Annotated in this window: 24 protein-coding genes; 10 read left to right on the forward strand and 14 right to left on the reverse strand. The window is 57.8% G+C overall.

All coding sequences use genetic code 11. The features are described from left to right. Position 1: 1 nt before the first annotated feature. From C0U40_RS03800 to C0U40_RS03820, 5 genes are all read right to left on the reverse strand, one after another. Entirely contained in the window at positions 2 to 1,471 is a 1,470-nt protein-coding gene (locus C0U40_RS03800) for an efflux RND transporter periplasmic adaptor subunit (RefSeq protein WP_101654387.1), read from the reverse strand. A 92-nt stretch (positions 1,472 to 1,563) separates the two neighbouring features. Next, complete coding sequence (locus C0U40_RS03805) at positions 1,564 to 2,013, reverse strand: NUDIX domain-containing protein (RefSeq protein WP_101654388.1); 450 nt, start codon at positions 2,011 to 2,013, stop codon at positions 1,564 to 1,566. Further along, positions 2,010 to 2,540 (reverse strand): molybdenum cofactor biosynthesis protein B, encoded by a 531-nt coding sequence (moaB, locus tag C0U40_RS03810; protein WP_101654389.1) that lies wholly within the window; start codon positions 2,538 to 2,540, stop codon positions 2,010 to 2,012. Before moaB ends, C0U40_RS03805 begins: the two co-directional genes overlap by 4 nt. Positions 2,541 to 2,565: 25 nt before the next feature. Continuing rightward, the gene (locus C0U40_RS03815) at positions 2,566 to 3,159 is read right to left on the reverse strand and encodes a metallophosphoesterase family protein (RefSeq protein WP_101654390.1); all 594 of its coding nucleotides are present in this window, start codon (positions 3,157 to 3,159) and stop codon (positions 2,566 to 2,568) included. Next, on the reverse strand, positions 3,156 to 3,959 hold the full coding sequence (locus tag C0U40_RS03820) for a uracil-DNA glycosylase (RefSeq protein ID WP_101654391.1): 804 nt from the start codon (positions 3,957 to 3,959) through the stop codon (positions 3,156 to 3,158). The genes C0U40_RS03815 and C0U40_RS03820 overlap by 4 nt, the downstream gene beginning before the upstream one ends. A 113-nt stretch (positions 3,960 to 4,072) precedes the next feature. Between C0U40_RS03820 and C0U40_RS03825 the strand changes: the two genes are divergently transcribed. The 4 genes from C0U40_RS03825 (at position 4,073) to C0U40_RS03840 (ending at position 7,562) form a co-directional block, all read left to right on the forward strand. Then, a complete protein-coding gene (locus tag C0U40_RS03825) occupies positions 4,073 to 5,029 on the forward strand; it encodes an aspartate carbamoyltransferase catalytic subunit (protein ID WP_101654392.1) in 957 nt (318 codons plus the stop codon). 184 nt (positions 5,030 to 5,213) lie between these two features. Next, the gene (gene pyrC, locus C0U40_RS03830) at positions 5,214 to 6,494 is read left to right on the forward strand and encodes a dihydroorotase (protein ID WP_101654393.1); all 1,281 of its coding nucleotides are present in this window, start codon (positions 5,214 to 5,216) and stop codon (positions 6,492 to 6,494) included. Between the two features lie 33 nt (positions 6,495 to 6,527). Continuing rightward, entirely contained in the window at positions 6,528 to 7,133 is a 606-nt protein-coding gene (gene plsY / locus C0U40_RS03835) for a glycerol-3-phosphate 1-O-acyltransferase PlsY (protein WP_101654394.1), read from the forward strand. A gap of 72 nt (positions 7,134 to 7,205) precedes the next feature. Further along, positions 7,206 to 7,562, forward strand: coding sequence for a DUF805 domain-containing protein (locus C0U40_RS03840; RefSeq protein ID WP_101654395.1), 357 nt, complete (start codon positions 7,206 to 7,208; stop codon positions 7,560 to 7,562). Between the two features lie 24 nt (positions 7,563 to 7,586). Here C0U40_RS03840 and C0U40_RS03845 read toward each other — a convergent pair whose 3' ends face one another. Beyond that, entirely contained in the window at positions 7,587 to 8,396 is an 810-nt protein-coding gene (locus tag C0U40_RS03845) for a protein-disulfide reductase DsbD domain-containing protein (RefSeq protein WP_101654396.1), read from the reverse strand. A 250-nt stretch (positions 8,397 to 8,646) separates the two neighbouring features. Between C0U40_RS03845 and C0U40_RS03850 the strand changes: the two genes are divergently transcribed. Continuing rightward, entirely contained in the window at positions 8,647 to 9,225 is a 579-nt protein-coding gene (locus tag C0U40_RS03850; protein WP_101654812.1) for a YqgE/AlgH family protein, read from the forward strand. Positions 9,226 to 9,373: 148 nt separating this feature from the next. Here the strand turns inward: C0U40_RS03850 and rpsU are convergent, their stop codons facing one another. After that, complete coding sequence (rpsU, locus tag C0U40_RS03855; protein ID WP_069298912.1) at positions 9,374 to 9,580, reverse strand: 30S ribosomal protein S21; 207 nt, start codon at positions 9,578 to 9,580, stop codon at positions 9,374 to 9,376. 107 nt (positions 9,581 to 9,687) lie between these two features. Then, complete coding sequence (locus tag C0U40_RS03860) at positions 9,688 to 9,894, reverse strand: hypothetical protein (RefSeq protein ID WP_101654397.1); 207 nt, start codon at positions 9,892 to 9,894, stop codon at positions 9,688 to 9,690. Positions 9,895 to 10,212: 318 nt separating this feature from the next. Here C0U40_RS03860 and C0U40_RS03865 point away from each other — a divergent pair, with 318 nt between their 5' ends. The 3 genes from C0U40_RS03865 to C0U40_RS03875 all read left to right on the forward strand — a co-directional run bounded on the left by C0U40_RS03865 (position 10,213) and on the right by C0U40_RS03875 (position 12,886). Continuing rightward, positions 10,213 to 10,926 (forward strand): COQ9 family protein, encoded by a 714-nt coding sequence (locus tag C0U40_RS03865; protein WP_101654398.1) that lies wholly within the window; start codon positions 10,213 to 10,215, stop codon positions 10,924 to 10,926. A 101-nt stretch (positions 10,927 to 11,027) separates the two neighbouring features. Then, positions 11,028 to 11,903 (forward strand): branched-chain amino acid aminotransferase, encoded by an 876-nt coding sequence (locus C0U40_RS03870; protein ID WP_101654399.1) that lies wholly within the window; start codon positions 11,028 to 11,030, stop codon positions 11,901 to 11,903. Beyond that, positions 11,900 to 12,886: an NAD(P)H-quinone oxidoreductase gene (locus C0U40_RS03875; RefSeq protein ID WP_101654400.1), complete on the forward strand. Its 987-nt coding sequence runs from the start codon at positions 11,900 to 11,902 to the stop codon at positions 12,884 to 12,886. The genes C0U40_RS03870 and C0U40_RS03875 overlap by 4 nt, the downstream gene beginning before the upstream one ends. Positions 12,887 to 12,968: 82 nt before the next feature. Here the strand turns inward: C0U40_RS03875 and C0U40_RS03880 are convergent, their stop codons facing one another. Together C0U40_RS03880 and C0U40_RS03885 are read right to left on the reverse strand one after the other, a co-directional pair. Then, a complete protein-coding gene (locus tag C0U40_RS03880) occupies positions 12,969 to 13,625 on the reverse strand; it encodes a hypothetical protein (RefSeq protein WP_101654401.1) in 657 nt (218 codons plus the stop codon). Positions 13,626 to 13,743: 118 nt separating this feature from the next. After that, on the reverse strand, positions 13,744 to 14,388 hold the full coding sequence (locus C0U40_RS03885; RefSeq protein WP_101654402.1) for a ribonuclease T2 family protein: 645 nt from the start codon (positions 14,386 to 14,388) through the stop codon (positions 13,744 to 13,746). A 132-nt stretch (positions 14,389 to 14,520) separates the two neighbouring features. Between C0U40_RS03885 and C0U40_RS03890 the strand changes: the two genes are divergently transcribed. Beyond that, complete coding sequence (locus C0U40_RS03890; RefSeq protein ID WP_101654403.1) at positions 14,521 to 15,276, forward strand: DUF1013 domain-containing protein; 756 nt, start codon at positions 14,521 to 14,523, stop codon at positions 15,274 to 15,276. 177 nt (positions 15,277 to 15,453) lie between these two features. Next, the gene (locus tag C0U40_RS03895) at positions 15,454 to 16,416 is read left to right on the forward strand and encodes a DMT family transporter (protein ID WP_101654404.1); all 963 of its coding nucleotides are present in this window, start codon (positions 15,454 to 15,456) and stop codon (positions 16,414 to 16,416) included. A gap of 45 nt (positions 16,417 to 16,461) precedes the next feature. Here the strand turns inward: C0U40_RS03895 and C0U40_RS03900 are convergent, their stop codons facing one another. The 4 genes from C0U40_RS03900 to clpS all read right to left on the reverse strand — a co-directional run bounded on the left by C0U40_RS03900 (position 16,462) and on the right by clpS (position 19,336). Continuing rightward, complete coding sequence (locus tag C0U40_RS03900; protein WP_180957607.1) at positions 16,462 to 16,878, reverse strand: DUF7282 domain-containing protein; 417 nt, start codon at positions 16,876 to 16,878, stop codon at positions 16,462 to 16,464. A 150-nt stretch (positions 16,879 to 17,028) separates the two neighbouring features. Continuing rightward, positions 17,029 to 17,835, reverse strand: coding sequence for an SDR family NAD(P)-dependent oxidoreductase (locus tag C0U40_RS03905; RefSeq protein ID WP_101654405.1), 807 nt, complete (start codon positions 17,833 to 17,835; stop codon positions 17,029 to 17,031). Positions 17,836 to 17,892: 57 nt separating this feature from the next. Beyond that, positions 17,893 to 18,891, reverse strand: coding sequence for a class I SAM-dependent methyltransferase (locus C0U40_RS03910; protein WP_101654406.1), 999 nt, complete (start codon positions 18,889 to 18,891; stop codon positions 17,893 to 17,895). A gap of 85 nt (positions 18,892 to 18,976) precedes the next feature. After that, positions 18,977 to 19,336, reverse strand: coding sequence for an ATP-dependent Clp protease adapter ClpS (gene clpS / locus C0U40_RS03915; RefSeq protein WP_101654814.1), 360 nt, complete (start codon positions 19,334 to 19,336; stop codon positions 18,977 to 18,979). Positions 19,337 to 19,579: the final 243 nt, after the last annotated feature.

Genomic DNA, 19,579 nt, shown 5'->3' on the forward strand with positions numbered 1-19,579 from the left:
TCTAGCCGCCCATCCGCTGCGTGATCCGATCCAGCATGGCTTTGGGCACACGGGGCTGGCGCAGGGTTTCCAGCATCGCGGTTTTGCGCGCTTCGGGGATGCGGTTGTTTCCGGTGACAAAAGCAATCAGTCTGGCCCGTTCTTCCTCGGAGATTTCTACGGTCTCTTCCGGTTTCGCAGCGGCAGGGGCTTTTGCGGCCTGCGCGCCGGCACTGCGTGGTTCTACCCGAATGCCGGCACCCAGTTGCGGGGCGCGGGTCAGGACAATCTGGCGCCCCTCCAGCCCGTCAGGGCGCACGATCAGATCATCACCCTGTTTGCGCAGAATTGAGACAGTGGCTTCTTCCAAACGGTTTTCATCGTCGAGCAGGAGAACAGCGCCTCCGGTCGTGGCTGCGGTTGCAGGAATTTTCGCCACATTTTGCAGTGGTGGTTCGCGCAGCACGACGGTAACAAAATCGCCCGGCTGGATGCCGAGGTTTGCCGCCCCGTTCAATTTGGCAAACAACTCGCGGCCGGTGGTCCCTTCGGCGACGGCTGCCGAGACACGGTCTATGCGGCCCGAGAGCGTTTCGCCGTTCGGGCCGGTAACAAGTACCTCTGCCTGATCAAGCCCGTTGTTTCCTGAAATCAGGGCACGATATTCTTTTGCCGAAACCCTGAAGGACACTTCCAGTGCTTCAGGATCTATCAGGCTACCCAGTTGCTCGTTTGCATTAACCAGCCGCCCGAGCACCGCACTCACCCCGGTCAGCACACCATCGAACTCGGCGCGAACGGTGGTTTCCTCCAGAATACGTTCGGCTTCGTCGCGATTGATCTTGCGCCGACCGAGCAGGGTTACGGTACGCGCGATCGTGGCCTGCGCATTAGCCAGTGACAGGCGTTTGGCCAGCAGCGCCTGTTCCGCTGCCGAAACTGCCAGTTCTGCGGTTTCCATTGCCGTGTCTGTGCCTAATCCGCGGGTGCTGAGCGATGTCTGTCGTTCAAAGGCTTTTTTGCGCAGATCCAACTGGGATTGCGCGGCAGCAAGTTCGTCTTCGGCTAACGTCAGGTTTCGGCGTGCGTCCAGCAGATCTGCCTGTGTCTCAACCAGTTCGTTTTCGGCCAGCAGCAGTTTTGATCGCGCATTGGCCGGATCGGTTTGGAACAGGATCTCTCCTTCGCTGACCCTGCCACCTTCGCGGAAGTTTTCAGACAGTTGTACCAGTTCTCCGCCAGCAGCAGCGCGCAATTCCAGCGTGCGGCCCGAGATTACTTCGCCAAAGGTGCGGATTTCAGGGGCGTGGCTGCCAAGAGCCAGTTCTGCAACTTCCACGGTAAAAACCCGCTCGCGGGCTTGCCGACCGGCAAATCCACCGCTGTTTCGGTCCTTCAGCGCAGAGACAAGGCTGTTTCCCGCCAGCGCCAGCAACGCTACCGTCAAGGTCAGGAGAAACAAGCCAATCAGGCTTCGGGTCACAAAACGCATCGATATCCCTTAAAGAAGGCCCGCAGGCGACAGAATTATCCGCTTATTATACGTGAAGTACTTAGTATTCAGTCGCTCAAATCCGAAAAAAATCAACGGGAGGCATCTGACAGGGCAAAATAATGGGCAATGATCCGTCCGGCAGCCGGCATCAGCGGCAGATTTTCTATCTGTAATCGGGTCAGAAAGGCAAATCCCGCACCTTCGCCAAGCCGGATGTCCTTTGGATCGATCTGCATCTGCAACGTGAAGGCGTAAAGACCGGTGCCAAACAGGGACACGGCACGGGCCAGCGGAACCAACCTGTTTTCGGGAACGGACAATCCGGTTTCTTCGGCAAATTCGCGTATTGCGGCCGCTTGAAGCGTTTCTCCGGTTTCCACATGTCCGCCGAAAATGCTCCATAATCCGGGCCCTGCTGTGCGCTCGTTTATATCGCGCAACTGCATCAACAGCCGGTCGTGCTGGTCAATCAGAATGATTCCCGCTGCGGTGCCTGTTGTTTCAGACCACTCGCCGAGCGTGGTGAACCCGCCGCTCATTTGCGGCGCTGGTCTTCGGTCAGGCGGGGCATGATTTCCACGAAATTACACGGCATGTGGCGATAGTCGAGCTGGTGTCGCAGAATGCCGTCCCATCCGTCCTTGCACGCCCCGGGAGAGCCGGGCAGCGCAAACAGATAGGTGCCGTTCGCTACACCGCCGCAGGCGCGGGACTGGATGGCGGAGGTGCCGATTTTATCAGCCGAGATCATGGTGAAATACGTAGAGAACGCGTCAATTTCCTTTTCGTAGACATCGCGGTGCGCCTCTACCGTGACATCGCGCCCCGTTAGTCCGGTGCCGCCGGTTGAAATCACGGCATCCACTTCGGGATCGTCACACCATGCCCGCAACTGATCAGCAATCATGAACCGCTCGTCCGGAAGGATTTTGCGGTCGGCGAGAATGTGCTTGTCGCCGGTTAAGCGGTCCACAAGAGTCTGCCCGGATTTGTCATCCGCCAGAGTGCGCGTGTCTGAAACTGTCAGCACTGCGATGCGGATCGGGATGAATTGGCGGTCGCTCATGGATGGTCTCTTTTTTTGTGGCGGTTCAGATGTCAAACCAGTTGATGCTTGGCCCGAGGTTGTAAACTTCCGTATCACCGATTGTACCGGCGGTGCCCCAGCTTTCGTGGATGTGGCCACAGAAAAAGAATTTCGGCTTCAACCGTTCGATGGCTTCGCGCAGGGCGGCTGATCCCACATGCTGCCCTTGCGAGGTCCGGTCCCCCAGATTGATCGGGGGCGAGTGGCTTACGATGATGTCTGCCTGATGACAGTTTTCCAGCATTTCGGAGGCTTGGGCTTCGGTCAGATCAACGGACCAGTCGGTGAACGGCGAGAGAGGGATGCCATAGCCGATTCCGAATATATCCAGTGTTCCAATGGCATGGGACTGGCCGTGCAGCACGGTCATGCGGGGCGGCGCCACGGCACAGAGCGCATCGGCGGTTTCGTGGTTGCCCGGTACGGCGATGATCGGGCAAGGGATCGGTTCCAGCATTGCAACGGCCTGTTCCAGTCCCTTGTGAAAGTTGCAGAAATCACCTGCGGCAATCACCAGATCCGCCGACGCACTTGCCGCGACCAGTGCATCCGCGTGTTCCTGATTGGCGTGAAGATCGGAAAACGCGAGTATTCTCATTGGGACAGCCTTGCTTTTATATCCAGCAGATCGGCCCAGCAGTCCCGCTTTTTCAGCGGATCACGGAACAGGGCGGCGGGGTGGAACATTGGCAAAACCGGCTTGCCGAACGCTTCGGCCCAAGTGCCGCGCAGGCGGGTGATGCCTGTTTTCCCAAGCAGGGCCTTACAGGGAATATTGCCCAGCGGCACGATAATATCAGGATCAACCAGCGCGATATGCCGTTCCAGAAAGGGCAGCATCATGGCGATTTCTTCAGCGTTCGGGTCTCGGTTTTGCGGCACGCGCCACGGCAGCAGGTTGGTCAGGTAAAGCGCATCAGACGGGTCCTCGCCCTTGCGCGACAGGCCGATGGCGGCAAACATCCGGTCCAGCAGCTTGCCCGATTCCCCGATGAACGGCGCACCGGAGCGGTCCTCGTCACGGCTCGGCGCCTCGCCGATAATCATGACCCGCGCGTTCGGGTGGCCCTCTGACAGCACCAGATTGCGCGCACCTTTCTTGATCGTGCAATGTTCGAACACCGCCAGCGCATCCCGCAGGTCCGCAAGGCTGTTGCAGCGCCCCGCCATGATACGGGCAATATCCGCGCCGGTTTCCTTGATCTGCGGGATCACCGGCATGACGTCTACCGGTTTGATATTACTGTTGGGTCCGGTCTTTGGCACAGCGCCCCGTGCCGGGGTGACTACCGTTTCATAGCGGTTGACGGGCGTGTCCTGAATCGCCTCGTCGGCGCCAAGGTCGATTTGCCAGTCAAGGGCGTGGAGGTCGGCGAAATAGCTGGCGGAGTCGGTCATGGGGGATCCTGTTGTCAGGACACAAGCTATCAAAGCCGGAGTGGAGTCGTAAATCCCTTGTTTCGCATTTGCCACCCGCCTATAACGCGGCGAAGTCAGCAAAGAGGTCGGCCATGACGTTCACCGCCCAGCACCTTTTGGGGATAGAGCATCTTTCCCGCGACGACATCGTTTCCATTCTCGATCTTGCGGAACAATATGTCGAACTGAACCGGCAGCCCCACAAACATGTGGATACGCTGGCGGGGATGACGCAAATTAACATGTTCTTTGAAAACTCCACCCGCACACAATCCAGCTTTGAAATCGCCGGAAAGCGGCTCGGGGCGGATGTAATGAATATGGTGATGGGGGCCAGTTCGATTAAAAAAGGCGAAACGCTGATTGATACGGCGCTGACCCTGAATGCTATGAACCCCGATCTGCTTGTGGTGCGCCACCCCCATTCCGGCGCGGTTGATCTGCTGAGCGAGAAGGTCAATTGTGCGGTTCTGAACGCAGGTGACGGGCGGCACGAACACCCGACACAGGCGCTGCTGGATGCGCTGACGATCCGCCGCGCCAAAGGTCGCCTGCACCGGTTGAGCGTGGCGATTTGCGGTGATATTGCCCACAGCCGCGTGGCACGCAGCAATATTTTCATGCTCAACAAAATGGAAAGCCGCATTCGCCTGATCGCCCCTGTAACCCTTTTGCCAAGCGGCATTGACCAGTTCGGCGTCGAGGTGTTTGACGACATGGCCGAGGGTCTGGAAGGCGTTGATGTGGTGATGATGCTACGCCTGCAACGGGAACGGATGGACGGCGCGTTTATTCCCTCCACCCGCGAATATTACCACCGCTGGGGGCTGACTGCCGAGAAGCTGAGCCACGCCAAGGACGATGCCATTGTAATGCACCCCGGCCCGATGAACCGTGGCGTTGAAATCGACGGAGAGATTGCGGACGACCTGAACCGTTCGGTCATTCAGGAGCAGGTGGAAATGGGCGTCGCGGTGCGCATGGCCGCAATGGAACTGCTGGTAAGAGCCCGCCGTGAGGCGAAGCGGAATGTTGGGGTGATGGTGTGATGGACATGACGACACAGGCCAGCGCCCGACCTCGGGTGGGCGCGCTTTCGATCGGGACTGCACCTGCCGTAGATTTCACCGCTCCGGTTGTTGCTGCCGGAACGTGGCATACGCGCCCTCCCTTGGGGGAGGTCGGGCGCGGGCCGTGCGGTTGCACGCCCCCTTTCTGTGGTGAGGTGACGTAATGACCACTCTGTTAACAAATGCCCGCCTGATCGACCCTGAAACCGCCAGTGAATTTCGCGGCTCTGTCCTGATCGAAGACGGTAGGATCAGCCGGATCATTCCGGATGGCGATGCGCTGCTAGAAGCGGATGAGACTATTGACTGCAACGGCAAATGCCTTGCGCCCGGTATCATTGATATTGGCGTCAAGGTTTGCGAACCCGGGGAGCGGCACAAGGAAAGCTTCCGCACCGCCGGAGAGGCCGCTGCTGCGGGCGGGGTCACGACGATGATCGTGCGCTCTGATACGGAACCTGCCGTGGACAGCCCCGAAACCCTGCAATTCGCCCTGCGCCGTGCGCGGGATGTGTCCAAGGTCAACGTCTTGCCTATGGCGGCGCTGACCAAAGACCGTGCTGGCAAGGAAATGGCCGAAATCGGCTTTTTGCTGGATGCGGGGGCGGTTGCCTTTAGTGACGGTGATGCCGTCAACCGCAACAACAAGATTTTCGGCCGGTGCCTAAGCTATGCCAAGGCGATGGGCGCTCTGGTGATCGGCCATGCGCAGGAACCGGTGATGTCGGACGGGGCCTGCGCCACCTCCGGTCCTTTTGCCAGCAAGCTCGGCCTGCCCGCGGTGTCGCCGATGGCTGAACGAATCCAGTTGGAACGGGACATGGCCTTGGTGGAAATGACCGGCGTGCGCTATCACGTTGACCAGCTTTCAACCGCCGTTTCCCTGCCGGTGCTGGAGCGGGCCAAAGCCGCCGGTTTGCGGGTCACGGCGGGGGTGTCCATCCACCACCTGACATTGAACGAACTGGACATTGACGGCTATCGCACCTTTTTCAAGTTGAAGCCGCCCTTACGCCATGAAGATGACCGCATTGCCATGGCGCAGGCCGTTGCAAGAGGTTTGATCGACGTGATCTGTTCCCAGCACACGCCGCAGGACGAAGAAAGCAAACGCCTGCCGTTCGAGGAAGCTGCCAGCGGGGCGGTCGGGCTGGAAACTATCCTTCCTGCCGCAATGTCGCTGGTTCACGCCGGCCATATGGACCTGCCGACCCTGTGGCGGGCGTTGTCGCTGAACCCTGCCAAGGTGATGGGGCTGGACAGCGGAAGGCTTGCCGCAGGTGCGCCTGCGGATCTGGTATTGTTCGATCCGGACAAACCCTTTGTGATGGACCGGTTCAAAATGCTGTCCCGCTGCAAGAATACGCCCTATGATGAACGCCGGATGCAGGGGGCCGTTCTGGCGACTTTTGTGGGGGGCGCAAAGGTATACAACCGCGACTGATTGCGGGTACCGGCGCATTTTGAGGAGGCACTGATGCCCGAACTGACCTTTGATTTTGTAACGCTGCTGCTGGTTGTCGGTGGCTATCTGCTTGGTTCTGTGCCTTTCGGCATGGTGATGGCGCGGGTGATGGGGCTGGGCAACCTGCGAGACATCGGGTCCGGCAATATCGGCGCGACCAATGTTCTGCGCACTGGCAACAAGAAAGCGGCTTTCCTGACTCTGGTATTTGACGCGGGAAAAGGGGCGGTTGCCGTGCTGATCGCCCGTGCTGTGGCGGGCGAGGGGGCGGCACAACTGGCCGGACTCGCCGCATTTCTGGGGCATCTGTTTCCGGTCTGGCTGGGCTTCAAGGGAGGCAAGGGCGTGGCGACATACCTTGGCCTGCTGCTGGCATTGTCCTTCCCTGTGGGGCTTGCCGCCTGTGCAAGCTGGCTGGCGGCGGCTGTATTGCTGCGAATTTCTTCGGCCAGTGCACTGGCCAGTGCGCTCGTCACTCCGGTCTGGGCGCTGATGCTGGGATACGGGCAAGGGATTGTTCTTATTGTCGTGCTCGGCGCGCTGATCTTCTGGGGGCACCGTGCCAATATAAGCCGTCTGCTGGCTGGGACCGAACCGAAAATCGGCAAGAAATCCTGACACTGAAAATTCTTGCGGTGCCCTGCAATACCCCTAAGGTTGAACCTATTAAAACCGATAAGGGACAGTGCAATGGATTTTTCAACGGCGGTGAAAACCGTATTCAGTAAATATGTGGATTGGAACGGGCGGGCTCTGCGTTCTGAATTCTGGTGGTGGACGTTGTTCACCCTGATCATAAGCATCATTACAACCATCATCGACAGCGTACTTGGTATCGTTGCGCTGAACCCGTTGTGGTCGCTTGCAACCCTGCTGCCGAGCATTTTTGTCGCGGTGCGTCGTCTGCATGATCATGGCCGCACGGGGTGGTGGTTGCTGCTGGCCCTAACCGGAATCGGGATGCTTGTTTTGCTCTACTGGTACATCACGGAAGGCGATCAGGAGGCGAACGCCTATGGTCCGCCTCCTTTGCCGCAAGCGGCCTGATTGCGGCGCATTTGCGAGGAATTTTTAAGAGGGACACCCGCGCAATTCTACTGCGCGGGGTCCGCCCAATAGTGTGACTTTGACACTGCTGCGCTGCATCATCAAAGGTGTACTGCCATAAGCGAAGAGATTAGCGCTGGCAGTGAGGGTATTGCCCTCGATCCGGCTGTCTTTCTGCTCGATCCACACATCGGTGCCGGGAAACTCTATCACCGGAAAACTGGCCGAAGGCAGAGGCTTGTTGCCCCGTAGCGTGGTGCTGATGCGAAACCCGCCTTTAATCGGGGTGATGTCGCAAGAAACCGGAGCAATCCCGCGGGACGCGCCACTGGCCGGTTGTTTGCGCAAGGCCGCCTTTATGACCTTGGTGCTGCCCGCATCGCTGCCAGCCACGTCCATTGAAAATCGTGCCTTCACGGGAATGCAGACGTCTTCGCACACCCCGAACAGAACCTCTCCTTTCAGAGAGACCGGAGCGCCGGACTGTTGGGGTGTAATGCTGATGGGCAGCACGAGTTCCTGCTCATAGCCGATGGTCCGCTCGCCATCTTTCATAAAGACGTATGGTTCGGGCCAGTGGAAGGCGACATCCTTGAGGTTTTCAGAGCCGCCCCAGTCAAAGGCGGGCGGGATTCCGTTGCTGCCCGGTGCGCGCCAGTAGGTCTTCCAGCCCGGAGCAAGCTGGATACGCGCAGCTATCATATGTCCCGACGATGTTTCATAGCCGGGCAGGATATCCAGACGGGCCACGCCCTGAATATTATACTCCTGCGCAGAAAGCGCGGCAGGCAGGCCCAGTGCAAGGCCAAGGGCGGTCAGACAGCTTCGTATCATGGGTTGGTCGGTATCCGTTTTGTTGTGCAAAGAATATGGGGGCAAACTGCAAAGCGAAAGTCACAAATCAGCGAGAGGCTCGTGACATCTCTGCTGGTCAGTCTTGAAACCCCGAACAATCGGGCGCATCTTAAGAGAATGAACAGCACCGGCTGCGGATTGTCTCTTGTGTGGCAATTCACATGCCGGATCAGAGGCGCGCTGTTCGGCAATGGGGCTGCGCCTGCGAAACACTGGAGAAATAGTCGAAATGGCAGAATATTCATCCGAGGCACGGCATCTGGACGGACGGTTGCTGGTGGCGATGCCTTCCATGGGCGACCCCAGATTTGACCGCTCCGTTATCTACATCTGCGCCCATTCCGACAGCGGAGCGATGGGGTTGATCGTGAATAAACCCGCTGCGGATCTGAAATTTGCCGACCTTCTGGACCAGCTTGACATCAAGGCAGACCGGCCGATTGAAGGTATTGACGTACATTACGGCGGTCCCGTTGAACACGGGCGCGGCTTTGTACTGCATTCACGGGATTACGGATCGGAAGACTCGACCCTGACTGTGAACGAAGAATTCGGCATGACCGCGACTTTGGATATTCTCGAAGACATCTCCCAAGGTTTCGGACCGCAAAGTTGCCTGCTGGCGCTGGGCTATGCTGGCTGGGGGCCGGGCCAGCTAGAAGGTGAAATCCGAGAAAACGGCTGGCTGATTTGCGATGCTGATGCGTCGCTGGTGTTTTCCGCGGATCATGAAGGCAAATGGGCCGCAGCAATGAAACGGATTGGAATTGACCCGCGGGTTCTTTCGATGGAGGGCGGGCGCGCCTGACACTTGCCGCCATCAGTTTGTGCTGAACTGTCGAAATTTGGATATTTGCAGAAAATGGACCCGGGCAGCGTTGTGTGCCCTCTAAAAAAGCAAAACCCCCGAACGGATCCGGGGGTTTAATGACTTTTTTCGGTCTGAAGCGTAGTGCTTAGAGCATGCCTTCGCGCTGAAGCTTTTTGCGCGCCAGCTTGCGTGCACGGCGAACTGCCTCGGCCTTTTCACGGGCTTTCTTAACGGAAGGTTTTTCGTAATGCTGCCGAAGCTTCATCTCACGGAAAACGCCTTCGCGTTGCAGTTTTTTCTTCAGAGCGCGGAGCGCCTGATCGACGTTGTTGTCGCGTACCGATACCTGCATGTGGTGTCACCACCTTTCTAGGTTTGAGTTTGCAGAAGTGCAGGAAGGCGCCTTATAGACGCGGATTCTTGATTTGTCCAGTGCGCGAAGCAGTTTGCCATGCCCCGTCACGCAAGAGAGCAGCAATCTATGTCGTTGATGAGTGCTTCTATGTCTGTGAAGTTCTTGATCCTGATGGTGGAGAGGTGATCAATGACAATGTCGTCCCCGTCTACATGGGCGTAATCGTTCAAAAAGGCGCGCACTTCCGCGCGGCCTCCGCCTGAGCCGATTGAGAGGATTGCGATTGTGTCCACATCATCCTCAAAATCCATAGTCGTCTCTTTTTGGTCCGAAAGAAAGAGAACACGTCCGCGCCTTCGCCCCCGACCAGCCTGCCGTCTGCATCCGTGCCGTCCGGTGACGGCGCGGCAACCAGTATTGAAATCGGCTGGTCGGGTGGGGCGGTTGTGTATAGTGGCGTATCGAGTTCGAAACTTAGATAATGGGACATTGGAAAATTCCTAAACGCTGAAATAAAATTGTTTTGCCTATTGGGGGCATTCTAGCAGAAATTGCTCAAATACGGGGATAATACGTCGCGCTGGCGATCCGGACTTTGCTTTCGACGGCGGGCAGCCTATTTGTAAAGTATGACCAAGACACAGAAAACCGAAGCCGACCATATTGCAGAAACCCGCGCCAAACTGTTGGAAGCGGCTGTTCCCCATGTTGTTTTTGACGGCTGGTCAGATGCTACCTTTGCGGCCGCTGTGGCGGAAAGCGGAGTAGATGCTGGGCTGGCTGCACAGGCCTGCCCGCGAAAGGGGCTCGATCTGGCGGTGGCCTATCACCGGCAGGGCGACCGTGAGATGCTTGCGGCTATGGACGAGGCCGATCTTGCGGCTATGCGCTACTCGGAGCGGGTGGCCCTTGCCTTGCGCGCGCGTCTGGATGCCGCCGACCGCGAACTGGTGCGCCGTGGCTCTGCCTTGTTTGCGCTGCCCCATCACGCTGCCGAAGGGGCCGGACTGATCTGGGAAACCTCCAGCGCGATCTGGGACGCACTTGGCGATTCCTCGCGGGATGTGAACTGGTACAGCAAACGGGCAATGCTCTCGGCAGTCTATTCCAGTGCGGTTCTGTTCTGGCTTGGTGACACCAGCGAGGAGTCTGCCGCGACCTCGGACTTTATCGACCGGCGCATCGCGGATGTGATGAAGATTGAAACAACCAAAGCCAAGCTGCGGGAAAATCCCTTGTCAAAGGCGTTCATGGCTGGGCCGGGTCGTCTTCTCGATCTGGTTAAGGCGCCGGATACCGCGGTTCAGAGCGACCTGCCCGGATATGTAGCACCCAAGTCCTGACCGGCGCCGCAACGTCGGGGCGTTAAATGGGCCTTGCATCTGCTATCTGATTGCACTTCGTTGCCGGAGTATGAAAGACTTTCCCAAAAAGAGGAAAAACAATGGCACTTGGCAAGCGACAGCTGACCTATTTTAACGGAGACTGGCACGAAGGGCACACGCCGGTGATTGGCGCAGCAGATCACGGTGCGTGGCAGGGGACAATGGTGTTCGATGGCGCACGTTTCTTTGACGGCGTGACGCCGGATCTGGACCACCACGCGGCCCGCGTTGTGACATCAGCCGAAGCGATGGGCATGGAGGCGCCGGTGGACGGCGATACGATCGCGGGGTTGATCCGCGACGGGATCGCCATGATGGATACCGAAGAAGCCCTGTATTTGCGCCCGATGATGTGGAGCCGCGAGGCTTCTCCGGCGCTGCTGGATGCCGATCCTGAAAGCACGGCTTTTGCCATTTGCCTTGAAACCCTGCCGATGTCCGAACCCGGTGATTTGCCGGTCACGGTCAGCCCGTTCAGGAGGCCCCGACAGGACACCGCTTTGACAGAGGCCAAGGCGGCCTGTCTTTATCCCAACAATGCCCGTATCCTGACAGAAGCCCGAAAGCGGGGCTTCAAAAACGCCCTCTCGCTTGATCTGGAAGACAATGTTGCGGAGACTGCATCGACCAACGTGTTCATGCTGCGCGACGGTGTGGTACAGACTCCGCGTCACAACGGCACCTTTCTGAACGGCATTACGCGGCGCCGTGTTATCGCGCTGCTGCGTAACGACGGGTATGACGTGCAGGAAGTTTCCCTCACCGTTGACGATTTCCGCGAGGCCGACGAGATTTTCCTGACCGGCAATGCCTCTAAGGTGATGCCGGTGACACGACTGGATACGCGGGAGTTTGCGACCTCTCCCGTCGCAATGCGCGCCCGAGAACTTTATTGGGATTTTGCCCATTCAAACTATGAAAGTATGCCCCTATGACCCAGATGAACGTTGTCGAAATCACGCAGGCCGGTGCGCCGGAAGTTCTCAAACCGGCAACCCGCGAAGTGCCTGCGCCGCGCCACGGGGAAATCCTGATTCAGGTGGCCGCTGCTGGTGTGAACCGTCCGGATGCGTTGCAACGGGCTGGCAAATACGCGCCACCTCCCGGAGCGTCAGATCTGCCGGGGCTGGAGTGTTCCGGCACGGTGGCGGCCGTGGGGGAAGGTGTGACGCGCTGGGCCGTGGGGGATAGTGTTTGTGCCCTTCTGCCCGGTGGCGGTTATGCGGAATATGTGACCACCCCTGCCGATCACGCACTGCCGGTGCCTGCGGGGCTGGATATGGTACAGGCAGCGGCGCTGTGTGAGACATACTTCACAGTGTATTCCAACGTCTTCATGCGTGGTGGCCTGAAAGCGGGCGAGGTGTTTCTGGTCCACGGCGGTTCCAGCGGCATAGGCACGACCGCGATCCAGCTTGCCGTTAAGGCAGGCGCGCGGGTGTTTGCCACAGCCGGTTCTGCCGAGAAATGCGCAAAATGCGTGGAACTCGGCGCGGAGCGGGCGATCAACTACAAGGAAGAAGACTTCGTCGAGGTGATGAAAGAGGTAACTAACGGCGCTGGCATCGACCTGATCCTTGATATGGTGGGCGGCAGCTATATTCCGCGCAACATCAAGGCGCTGGCGCTTGACGGGCGGCTGGTCCAGATCGCGTTTCTGGAAGCACCGGTTTGCGAGTTGAACTTCGCGCAAGTGATGGTGAAGCGCCTGACGATCACGGGGTCTACCCTGCGTCCGCAGAGCGACGGGGCAAAGGCGGAAATCGCTCGGGCGTTGGAAGAGAACATCTGGCCGATGCTGACCGCCGGCACAATCGCGCCGGTAATGGACAGCACCTATCCGCTGGCCGAAGCTGCCGCCGCGCATGCGCGAATGGAAGGGTCTACCCATATCGGCAAGATCGTCCTGACGGTCTGAGACCATTAAACCTTGTAAATGCAAAAGCCGGAGGGATTGCCTCCGGCTTTTTGTGTTTATGCCAACGGTGGATGCGCCGGTTCTAGCGGGCGACCAGTTGAATATGAGAGGGCGTGATCCCCTGAACACCGGCGAGTTTTGCGACAACCATGTCGTTAATCGCAATATCCGCACTTTGTCCGTCTTTTGAAAGGTTCACCGAAAGTTCCACCGGAAGTGCTGCGCCGCTTTGCGGATCTGTTATGGCGTCGTATTCGATCTGAAGCTGGTCTTCAGCCGGATCAAAGCCGGCAATCTCGATGGTCTCAAGGTTGGACAGGGCAGGGGCAAAGTGTTCTGCATCTTCTACTTGATCCTCCGCGCCAAGCAGCAGGATATCATTGTCGGATTTGGCAGATAGCGTTTCTGCATCGCTGGAGCCCCACAGCATATCATCGCCGCTGCTGCCATACACGGCGTCGTCATCCGCCAGAGATTCCGCCGCTGGACCCTGCGCGGTTTCGGCCGGTATCTGGACGGCCTGCGCTTCGATCAACAGTGGTGCCACAGGGGTATTCTGCCGGATCGGGCTGTCGGCGGACAGATCGCTCGGGACCAGCGCCTTGCTGTCCTGTGCTTCGGGTGCGTTCACAGACGCCGGAGCCTTTGGTGTATCGTCGTTTCCGATGACCAGCGACGCACCGAGCAGGGCTACAAACATCAGGGCGTTTGCTACGTGTGCCAATATAAATGCCAGCATGTCATCACCGTTTCTGCATGAGTGCGTTAAAGCGTATTCATGGTAAATTATTGGTGAATGTGGGCAGCTTTGCGGCTGGATTTGGGGGGTAGTTTGATGATTTGGTGACTGACCTGCCTTATCTGATCGGGTTCAGAACCGCCTTTGTGGCGGTGCAATCGCGCAAGACATCCACGCCGCAGCGGCGGGGGGTCAAGTCTCGTGTCAGGCAGATACGCACCTCTTGGATATGGTTGCTTTTGCAGGTCACAGTAATCTGATCGGCCTGCAGTTCGGGGTTGGATTCCAGAAAAGCATCTTCGATCACGCGGGCGGGCAGGGCGATGGTCTTGTCCAGTTTGCGCAGAACTTCGGGACGGTTCACACGGCCATAAGCCACTCTGGATAAAGCATAATAATCTTCCGCACTCAGACCCGAGCAGGTGCCGTGTTTCTTCCACTGGTGCCATGCCAGACCTCCGGTCCCCATGATATCGGCCATGGCACCTGTCATCGCGCGGCTTGGAGCGCGTGAATTTGTGCGGCAGAAGGAGGGCCAGCCCCGCTCTTTTTGAGGCCAAAGCCCGTGAAGCACCCAGCCGTGTTTTCTTTGTGGCGCACATTGTGGCGAATTGCGGGCATCCCCTTCCAGCTCACACCAGTTTGGCGACCAGGACAGCGCCATGACATAGTAATCGAAAGCGCCGGGCCGTTCGCCTTCGGCGCGACTCACACCTGCGGTTGATGCGGTGATCGAAAGAAGGGTCAACAGAATACGGATCATTTGGCCTTTTCCTTTGTGCTATCCTTGTCTATATAGGCTGGGAATTCCCCACCTGAAACGGCAATTCGCGACGGTCCCGACCCGAGCAACCGATTTCTCGGCGCGGGAGAGGTTTATTTGGAGGAAAGAGATATGGCGCTTCCGATTATGGCTAAGGCCACCGCTGTCTGGCTGGTGGACAATACAACGTTGAGCTTCAAACAGATCGCGGATTTCTGCGGGCTGCACGAACTTGAGGTGAACGGCATTGCCGACGGGGAAGTGGCCCAGGGCATCAAAGGGTTTGATCCGATTGCCAACAACCAGTTGACCCAGGCAGAGATTGACATGGCGGAAAACAACCCCCGCCACAAACTGAAGCTAAAGCATAACCCTGCCGCCGACGGTGAGGAAAAGCGCCGTGGTCCGCGCTATACCCCGCTGTCCAAGCGTCAGGACCGTCCTGCTGCGATCCTCTGGCTGGTGAAGTTTCACCCCGAACTGTCCGACGGGCAGATCTCCAAACTGGTTGGCACAACCAAGCCGACCATTCAGGCTTTGCGTGACCGGACACACTGGAACATCGCGAATATCGCTCCGATTGATCCGGTGGCTCTTGGTCTGTGTAAACAGCTCGAACTGGACAAAGCTGTTGCCAAGGCGGCTGCAAAAGCAGCGAAAGACGGTACAGCCATCTCTGATGAAGAGCGTCTGAAACTGGTGTCCACAGAGCAGTCCTTGCAAATGGATGACGAACCGCGTCTGCCGTCCAATATGTCGGGTCTTGAAACCTTCTCCCTGTCCGGCTCGGACGAGGACGAAAAGAAAGACGATCCGGTTATGGATGCTGACAGTCTGTTCAACCTGCCCAAAGGTGGTGGTGAGGACGACGACGAAGACGACGCGTAAGTCCTGTCACATCGTTAAAACAATCAACCCGGCCCTGTGCCGGGTTTTTTGTTTGATGCGGGGCAGGAGATACAACTTATCGTCGAGATTTGCTCTGGCCTTCCGGATGTGACCGCCTTAGCGTGCCCCAAACCCGTACTTTCGTCGGGTGTTTCCAAAATCCGGAGTACCGTGCCCATGGAAAGTGCACAGCGCAGTGTAGCGTTCGGAATCTCTTGCGCCTTGGGCGCGGCGGTTTTCTTTTCCCTGAACGATCTTTCGATAAAATTTCTGAGCGGCGGCTACCCGTTGCACCAGATCGTTTTCCTGCGTGCAATGGTGGCCCTGCTTTTGACAGTTCTGTTCATTGTACCACTGGACGGCGGCTGGTCTGCGCTGCGGGCCAAACGCCCGTGGATTCACGTGGTGCGGGGCTTTTGTGTTGTGATCACGAATTCGGCCTTTTTCGCGGGAATTGCAGCAATGCCGCTGGCCGATGCTTCGGCGATCTTCTTCGTAGCCCCCCTCTTTATCACCGGGCTTTCCGCGCTGTTTTTGGGGGAACCAGTAGGCCTGCGGCGCTGGCTTGCGGTGGCAGTCGGTCTTGCAGGCGTTATGCTGGTCGTAAAGCCGACAGGTGCGGGATTTACCGTTGTGGCGCTGTTGCCGGTTCTGGCGGCGGCGGCCTATGCCGGTTTGCAGGTGCTTACCCGTTACACAGGCATGTCAGAGCGGGCTTCAACCATGTCGGTTTACATCCAGCTTACATTTCTGATGGTGTCGGGTGGGCTGGCAATCGGGCTCGGCGACGGGCGGTTTGCAGGCAGTGACAATGACGCGCTGGAGTTCTTCTTGAGGGCATGGCGCTGGCCGGATTTGAAGGATGGCCTGATCATGCTGGCCCTTGGTGGCATCAGCGCCTGTGCCGGCTATCTGATTGCGCAAGCCTATCGTGGAACTAACGCAGCGATTGTTGCGCCGTTCGAATATTCCGCCCTGCTGCTGGCCGTTTTCTGGGGGATTGTTATCTGGCAGGAATGGCCGACCGGCACCACTTGGGCGGGGATCATTCTGATTGCAGGTTCGGGTGTCTATGTAGCTGTGCGTGAAGGCCGGGTGGGCAGCAGGCCTTCGGCAAAGCGCGTCGCAGGCCGCAGATAGCCCTGCGGCAGCCCGAAGACCGCCGCAGGTGCCAGGGGGTTAGTGTTATTTGGCGGAAACGACAGACATAACCAGTTTGTCGTCCACTTTTACCGGACCGTCTTCCTTGGCGCCGAGCGTGTATTCGAAAACGCCGGTCTTCATGCCGCCATCTTCAGCGTGCAACATAAGCATCAGCTTGTCGCCGCTGTTCACCGGCTCTGTCAGAATGGCGCTAACGTCCATGTTTTCGCCTTCCTTCAGCGGGGCATGACCCACAACCGGACCGGGTTTGCCACTGTCATCGGTGCGATGCACCACGAGCCAGCCATTCGCGCCGGCGACGATCTTTTCTGCCGTGACTGTCCCACCGGACACGTCCTGATCTGAGCCGGCCACCATCAGGCCGCCGTGGGCTTCTGCAAAAGCTGCGCCGGACAAAAGAGTTGCCCCGAATGCCATTGAGATAAGATTGCGTTTCATGCGTAAACCTCCATTTTAGGAGCCGCAGATGTTTGCGGCTCTGTAAGGGGTACGGCGAACGCGCCCATGCAGATCAAATTTAATTCAATCCTGGATGAATTTAATTGAAGCTTGGCTTTGTCAAAGCGGTAAACCTGTGGGATTTTTTGCCTAATGCGCAGCGGTTTCTAAAGGGTCGATCAGGGAACGGCCCCCGTCGATGGTTACAATCTGGCCGGTAATGAAGCCTGATGCATCCGTAGACAGGAACTGCGCGGTCTCTGCCACTTCACGGGCTTCGGCTATCCGGCCCAGAGGCGTTGTTGCAAGGGTCGCACTGCGCATTTCCGGGTCTTGTTTCAGGCGCGCTTGCAGGCTCGCGCTCATGACCGAGCCGATGGCGATAGCGTTCACACGAATGCGCTGGTCGGCAAAGGACACTGCCAGCGATCGGGTCATCTGGTTGAGCGCGGCACAGGCCACCGAATACCCCAGAAGCCCCGCATGGGTGCGATCCGCCGCGATAGAGCTGAGGTTGACCACAGCACCGATGGAATTGGCTTCGGGTTTGTCCTTGGCTTGTGCAATCATCCGTTTTGCCACCGCTTGTGTCACCCGAAGATTGGCCAGCACGTTTTGTTGGAACAATTCCTCGAAATGGTCTTCGCTTTCATCCAGCGGATTGGAGGGCAGGACCTGACGGCTGGCGTTCACAAGGATGTCGATGCTGTCAAACGCGTCGATCGTTGCGGACAGCAGGTTGGCGACGGTCAGCTTTTCACGTAAATCGCCCGAAAAACTGCGCACATTCGCCCCGTCCCCGACAATAGATTCCGCTTCGCTGGCAAGCTTTTCCTCGTCCATATCCACCAGCATGACGTTTGCCCCGTGATCGGAAAAGTGCCGTGCTATTTCCAGTCCGATCCCGTTGGCTGCTCCGGTGATGATCGCGGTCTTTCCCTCAAGCGAAAAACTCATGTTTCGGACACCTTTTCTTGATTCGACCTTTGCCAGTCTAGCAAAAGAGCCGGTAGGTTACTTGGGTTTTCGGGCGTGAATGATTTTATACCGGCTCGACTGGTTCACAACGTCTACGCGGCCGAAACACTCGTTCAGGGTAGCCTCGTAAGCCAGTTGCCGGTTCGCCACGAGGTAGAGATGCCCCGCAGGTTTCAGCATGTCACGGGCTGCAGCGATGAAAGCGCGGCCCAGGGCAGGTTCTGCCTTGCGCCCAGTATGAAAGGGCGGGTTGCTGATCACAGCGTCATAGCTGCGCTTTGCGGTTACTTCCCGTGCATCGCCCCAGACAAACCGCGCGCGGGGATCGTTGAGGTTGAGTTCTGCGCAGTGCAACGCCAGATGCTCCGCCTCTATCAGGTCCAGACTTTCAATCGCCGGATTGCTTTCAAGAGCCTGCTGCGCCAGCCAGCCCCAGCCAGCCCCAAGATCCGCAACACGGCCTTTCAGTTTACCTGCGATGACAGGGGCAAGTTCTGCCGAGCCCTGATCGATGCCTTCCGCAGAAAACACGCCAGCGGCGGTCATGTAACCGTCCTTGTTCGGGGAAGGGCTGAGTGCGGAGGCCCAGTCAGAGAAAGGATTGTCTTGTGTGGTTTTTGTCAGCCAGAACACTTTGCCGTGGGCTTTGGACAGTTGCCCTTCTACCGTATGCAGTTTCTTGGCGGCTTTCATCAGGCTCTCGACGCCTTCGGTCTTGGCCCCGTCCACAACCAGCGTGCCGCCTTCCTCCAGCGCGTCATAGGCCCGCGCCAACAAAGCACGGTTCTCGTCCTTGGCTTTGGTCAGGTGGACGATGGCCATTGCGGCGGTGTCAGGAATTTCGGTGGTTGTCTGATAGCCAGAGGTCTGAAGGAACTGAAAGGTGGGGTAGAACCCTTGAACGCAGGACAGCCGGTCTTTGGGAAAATCCCCGTAACCTTCTGTCTTTGCGCGAAGAACGATAATCTGTCCGGATTCGGGCAGGGCGATTGTCCCTTCATCGAAGGGCAGCATAAGGCGGTTGACGGTGCTCATGTGATCCGGCGCGGTGCGCCTGTTCCTTTTCCAAAGCGCGCAGGTCTGCGCGGTAAACGCGGCGTCAAGCGCCAGTCTTTGACAGCTATTCTTTTTCCATTGTGCATTGCAGCGGGTGTTCGTGCTGGCGTGCACATTCCATCACCTGCATCACTTTGGTTTCTGCAATCTCGTGGCTGAACACGCCGACCACTGCCAGCCCCTTCTTGTGGACCGTCAGCATAAGTTCGATCGCCCCTGCATGGCCGATTCCGAAGAACCGTTCCAACACATGTACGACGAACTCCATCGGGGTGTAGTCATCGTTCAGCAGCATCACTTTGTACATCGGTGGACGCGCGGTTTTGGATTTGGGTTTGGTGGCCAGTGCGGTATCGCCGTCCTGATCTCCGATATCCGAATCAGACCCGTCGTTCTGCGCGCGTATTGTCAGTCTTGAAGTCATGAGATTGGTCTGGGTTGTTTGCATTGCTCCCCACTATATAGCGTTTCGGGCCAAAGAAAAAAGAGCCGAATCCGGAAGGGTGATTCCGCCACGGTTCGGACGCGTTCCAAGTGCGGTTGGTGCGGGTATTTGCAAATAATGCCAATGGTGTTTCGACATGCCACTACACCTAGTGGTTGAACTCCCTCTCTTCCCGCCATGTTGTAGACTGTTGCGTTGCAGACACCGCTAAACTACGGAAAA

It is taken from the genome of Neptunicoccus cionae (assembly GCF_002860325.1).
Lineage (GTDB): Bacteria > Pseudomonadota > Alphaproteobacteria > Rhodobacterales > Rhodobacteraceae > Amylibacter > Amylibacter lutimaris.

Bases quoted from the DNA above. Each gene is read 5' to 3' on its own strand.
- C0U40_RS03800 (WP_101654387.1), bottom strand. From the start codon at position 1,471: ATGCGTTTTGTGACCCGAAGCCTGATTGGCTTGTTTCTCCTGACCTTG.
- C0U40_RS03805 (WP_101654388.1), bottom strand. From the start codon at position 2,013: ATGAGCGGCGGGTTCACCACGCTCGGCGAGTGGTCTGAAACAACAGGC.
- moaB (WP_101654389.1), bottom strand. From the start codon at position 2,540: ATGAGCGACCGCCAATTCATCCCGATCCGCATCGCAGTGCTGACAGTT.
- C0U40_RS03815 (WP_101654390.1), bottom strand. From the start codon at position 3,159: ATGAGAATACTCGCGTTTTCCGATCTTCACGCCAATCAGGAACACGCG.
- C0U40_RS03820 (WP_101654391.1), bottom strand. From the start codon at position 3,959: ATGACCGACTCCGCCAGCTATTTCGCCGACCTCCACGCCCTTGACTGG.
- C0U40_RS03825 (WP_101654392.1), top strand. From the start codon at position 4,073: ATGACGTTCACCGCCCAGCACCTTTTGGGGATAGAGCATCTTTCCCGC.
- pyrC (WP_101654393.1), top strand. From the start codon at position 5,214: ATGACCACTCTGTTAACAAATGCCCGCCTGATCGACCCTGAAACCGCC.
- plsY (WP_101654394.1), top strand. From the start codon at position 6,528: ATGCCCGAACTGACCTTTGATTTTGTAACGCTGCTGCTGGTTGTCGGT.
- C0U40_RS03840 (WP_101654395.1), top strand. From the start codon at position 7,206: ATGGATTTTTCAACGGCGGTGAAAACCGTATTCAGTAAATATGTGGAT.
- C0U40_RS03845 (WP_101654396.1), bottom strand. From the start codon at position 8,396: ATGATACGAAGCTGTCTGACCGCCCTTGGCCTTGCACTGGGCCTGCCT.
- C0U40_RS03850 (WP_101654812.1), top strand. From the start codon at position 8,647: ATGGCAGAATATTCATCCGAGGCACGGCATCTGGACGGACGGTTGCTG.
- rpsU (WP_069298912.1), bottom strand. From the start codon at position 9,580: ATGCAGGTATCGGTACGCGACAACAACGTCGATCAGGCGCTCCGCGCT.
- C0U40_RS03860 (WP_101654397.1), bottom strand. From the start codon at position 9,894: ATGGATTTTGAGGATGATGTGGACACAATCGCAATCCTCTCAATCGGC.
- C0U40_RS03865 (WP_101654398.1), top strand. From the start codon at position 10,213: ATGACCAAGACACAGAAAACCGAAGCCGACCATATTGCAGAAACCCGC.
- C0U40_RS03870 (WP_101654399.1), top strand. From the start codon at position 11,028: ATGGCACTTGGCAAGCGACAGCTGACCTATTTTAACGGAGACTGGCAC.
- C0U40_RS03875 (WP_101654400.1), top strand. From the start codon at position 11,900: ATGACCCAGATGAACGTTGTCGAAATCACGCAGGCCGGTGCGCCGGAA.
- C0U40_RS03880 (WP_101654401.1), bottom strand. From the start codon at position 13,625: ATGCTGGCATTTATATTGGCACACGTAGCAAACGCCCTGATGTTTGTA.
- C0U40_RS03885 (WP_101654402.1), bottom strand. From the start codon at position 14,388: ATGATCCGTATTCTGTTGACCCTTCTTTCGATCACCGCATCAACCGCA.
- C0U40_RS03890 (WP_101654403.1), top strand. From the start codon at position 14,521: ATGGCGCTTCCGATTATGGCTAAGGCCACCGCTGTCTGGCTGGTGGAC.
- C0U40_RS03895 (WP_101654404.1), top strand. From the start codon at position 15,454: ATGGAAAGTGCACAGCGCAGTGTAGCGTTCGGAATCTCTTGCGCCTTG.
- C0U40_RS03900 (WP_180957607.1), bottom strand. From the start codon at position 16,878: ATGAAACGCAATCTTATCTCAATGGCATTCGGGGCAACTCTTTTGTCC.
- C0U40_RS03905 (WP_101654405.1), bottom strand. From the start codon at position 17,835: ATGAGTTTTTCGCTTGAGGGAAAGACCGCGATCATCACCGGAGCAGCC.
- C0U40_RS03910 (WP_101654406.1), bottom strand. From the start codon at position 18,891: ATGAGCACCGTCAACCGCCTTATGCTGCCCTTCGATGAAGGGACAATC.
- clpS (WP_101654814.1), bottom strand. From the start codon at position 19,336: ATGACTTCAAGACTGACAATACGCGCGCAGAACGACGGGTCTGATTCG.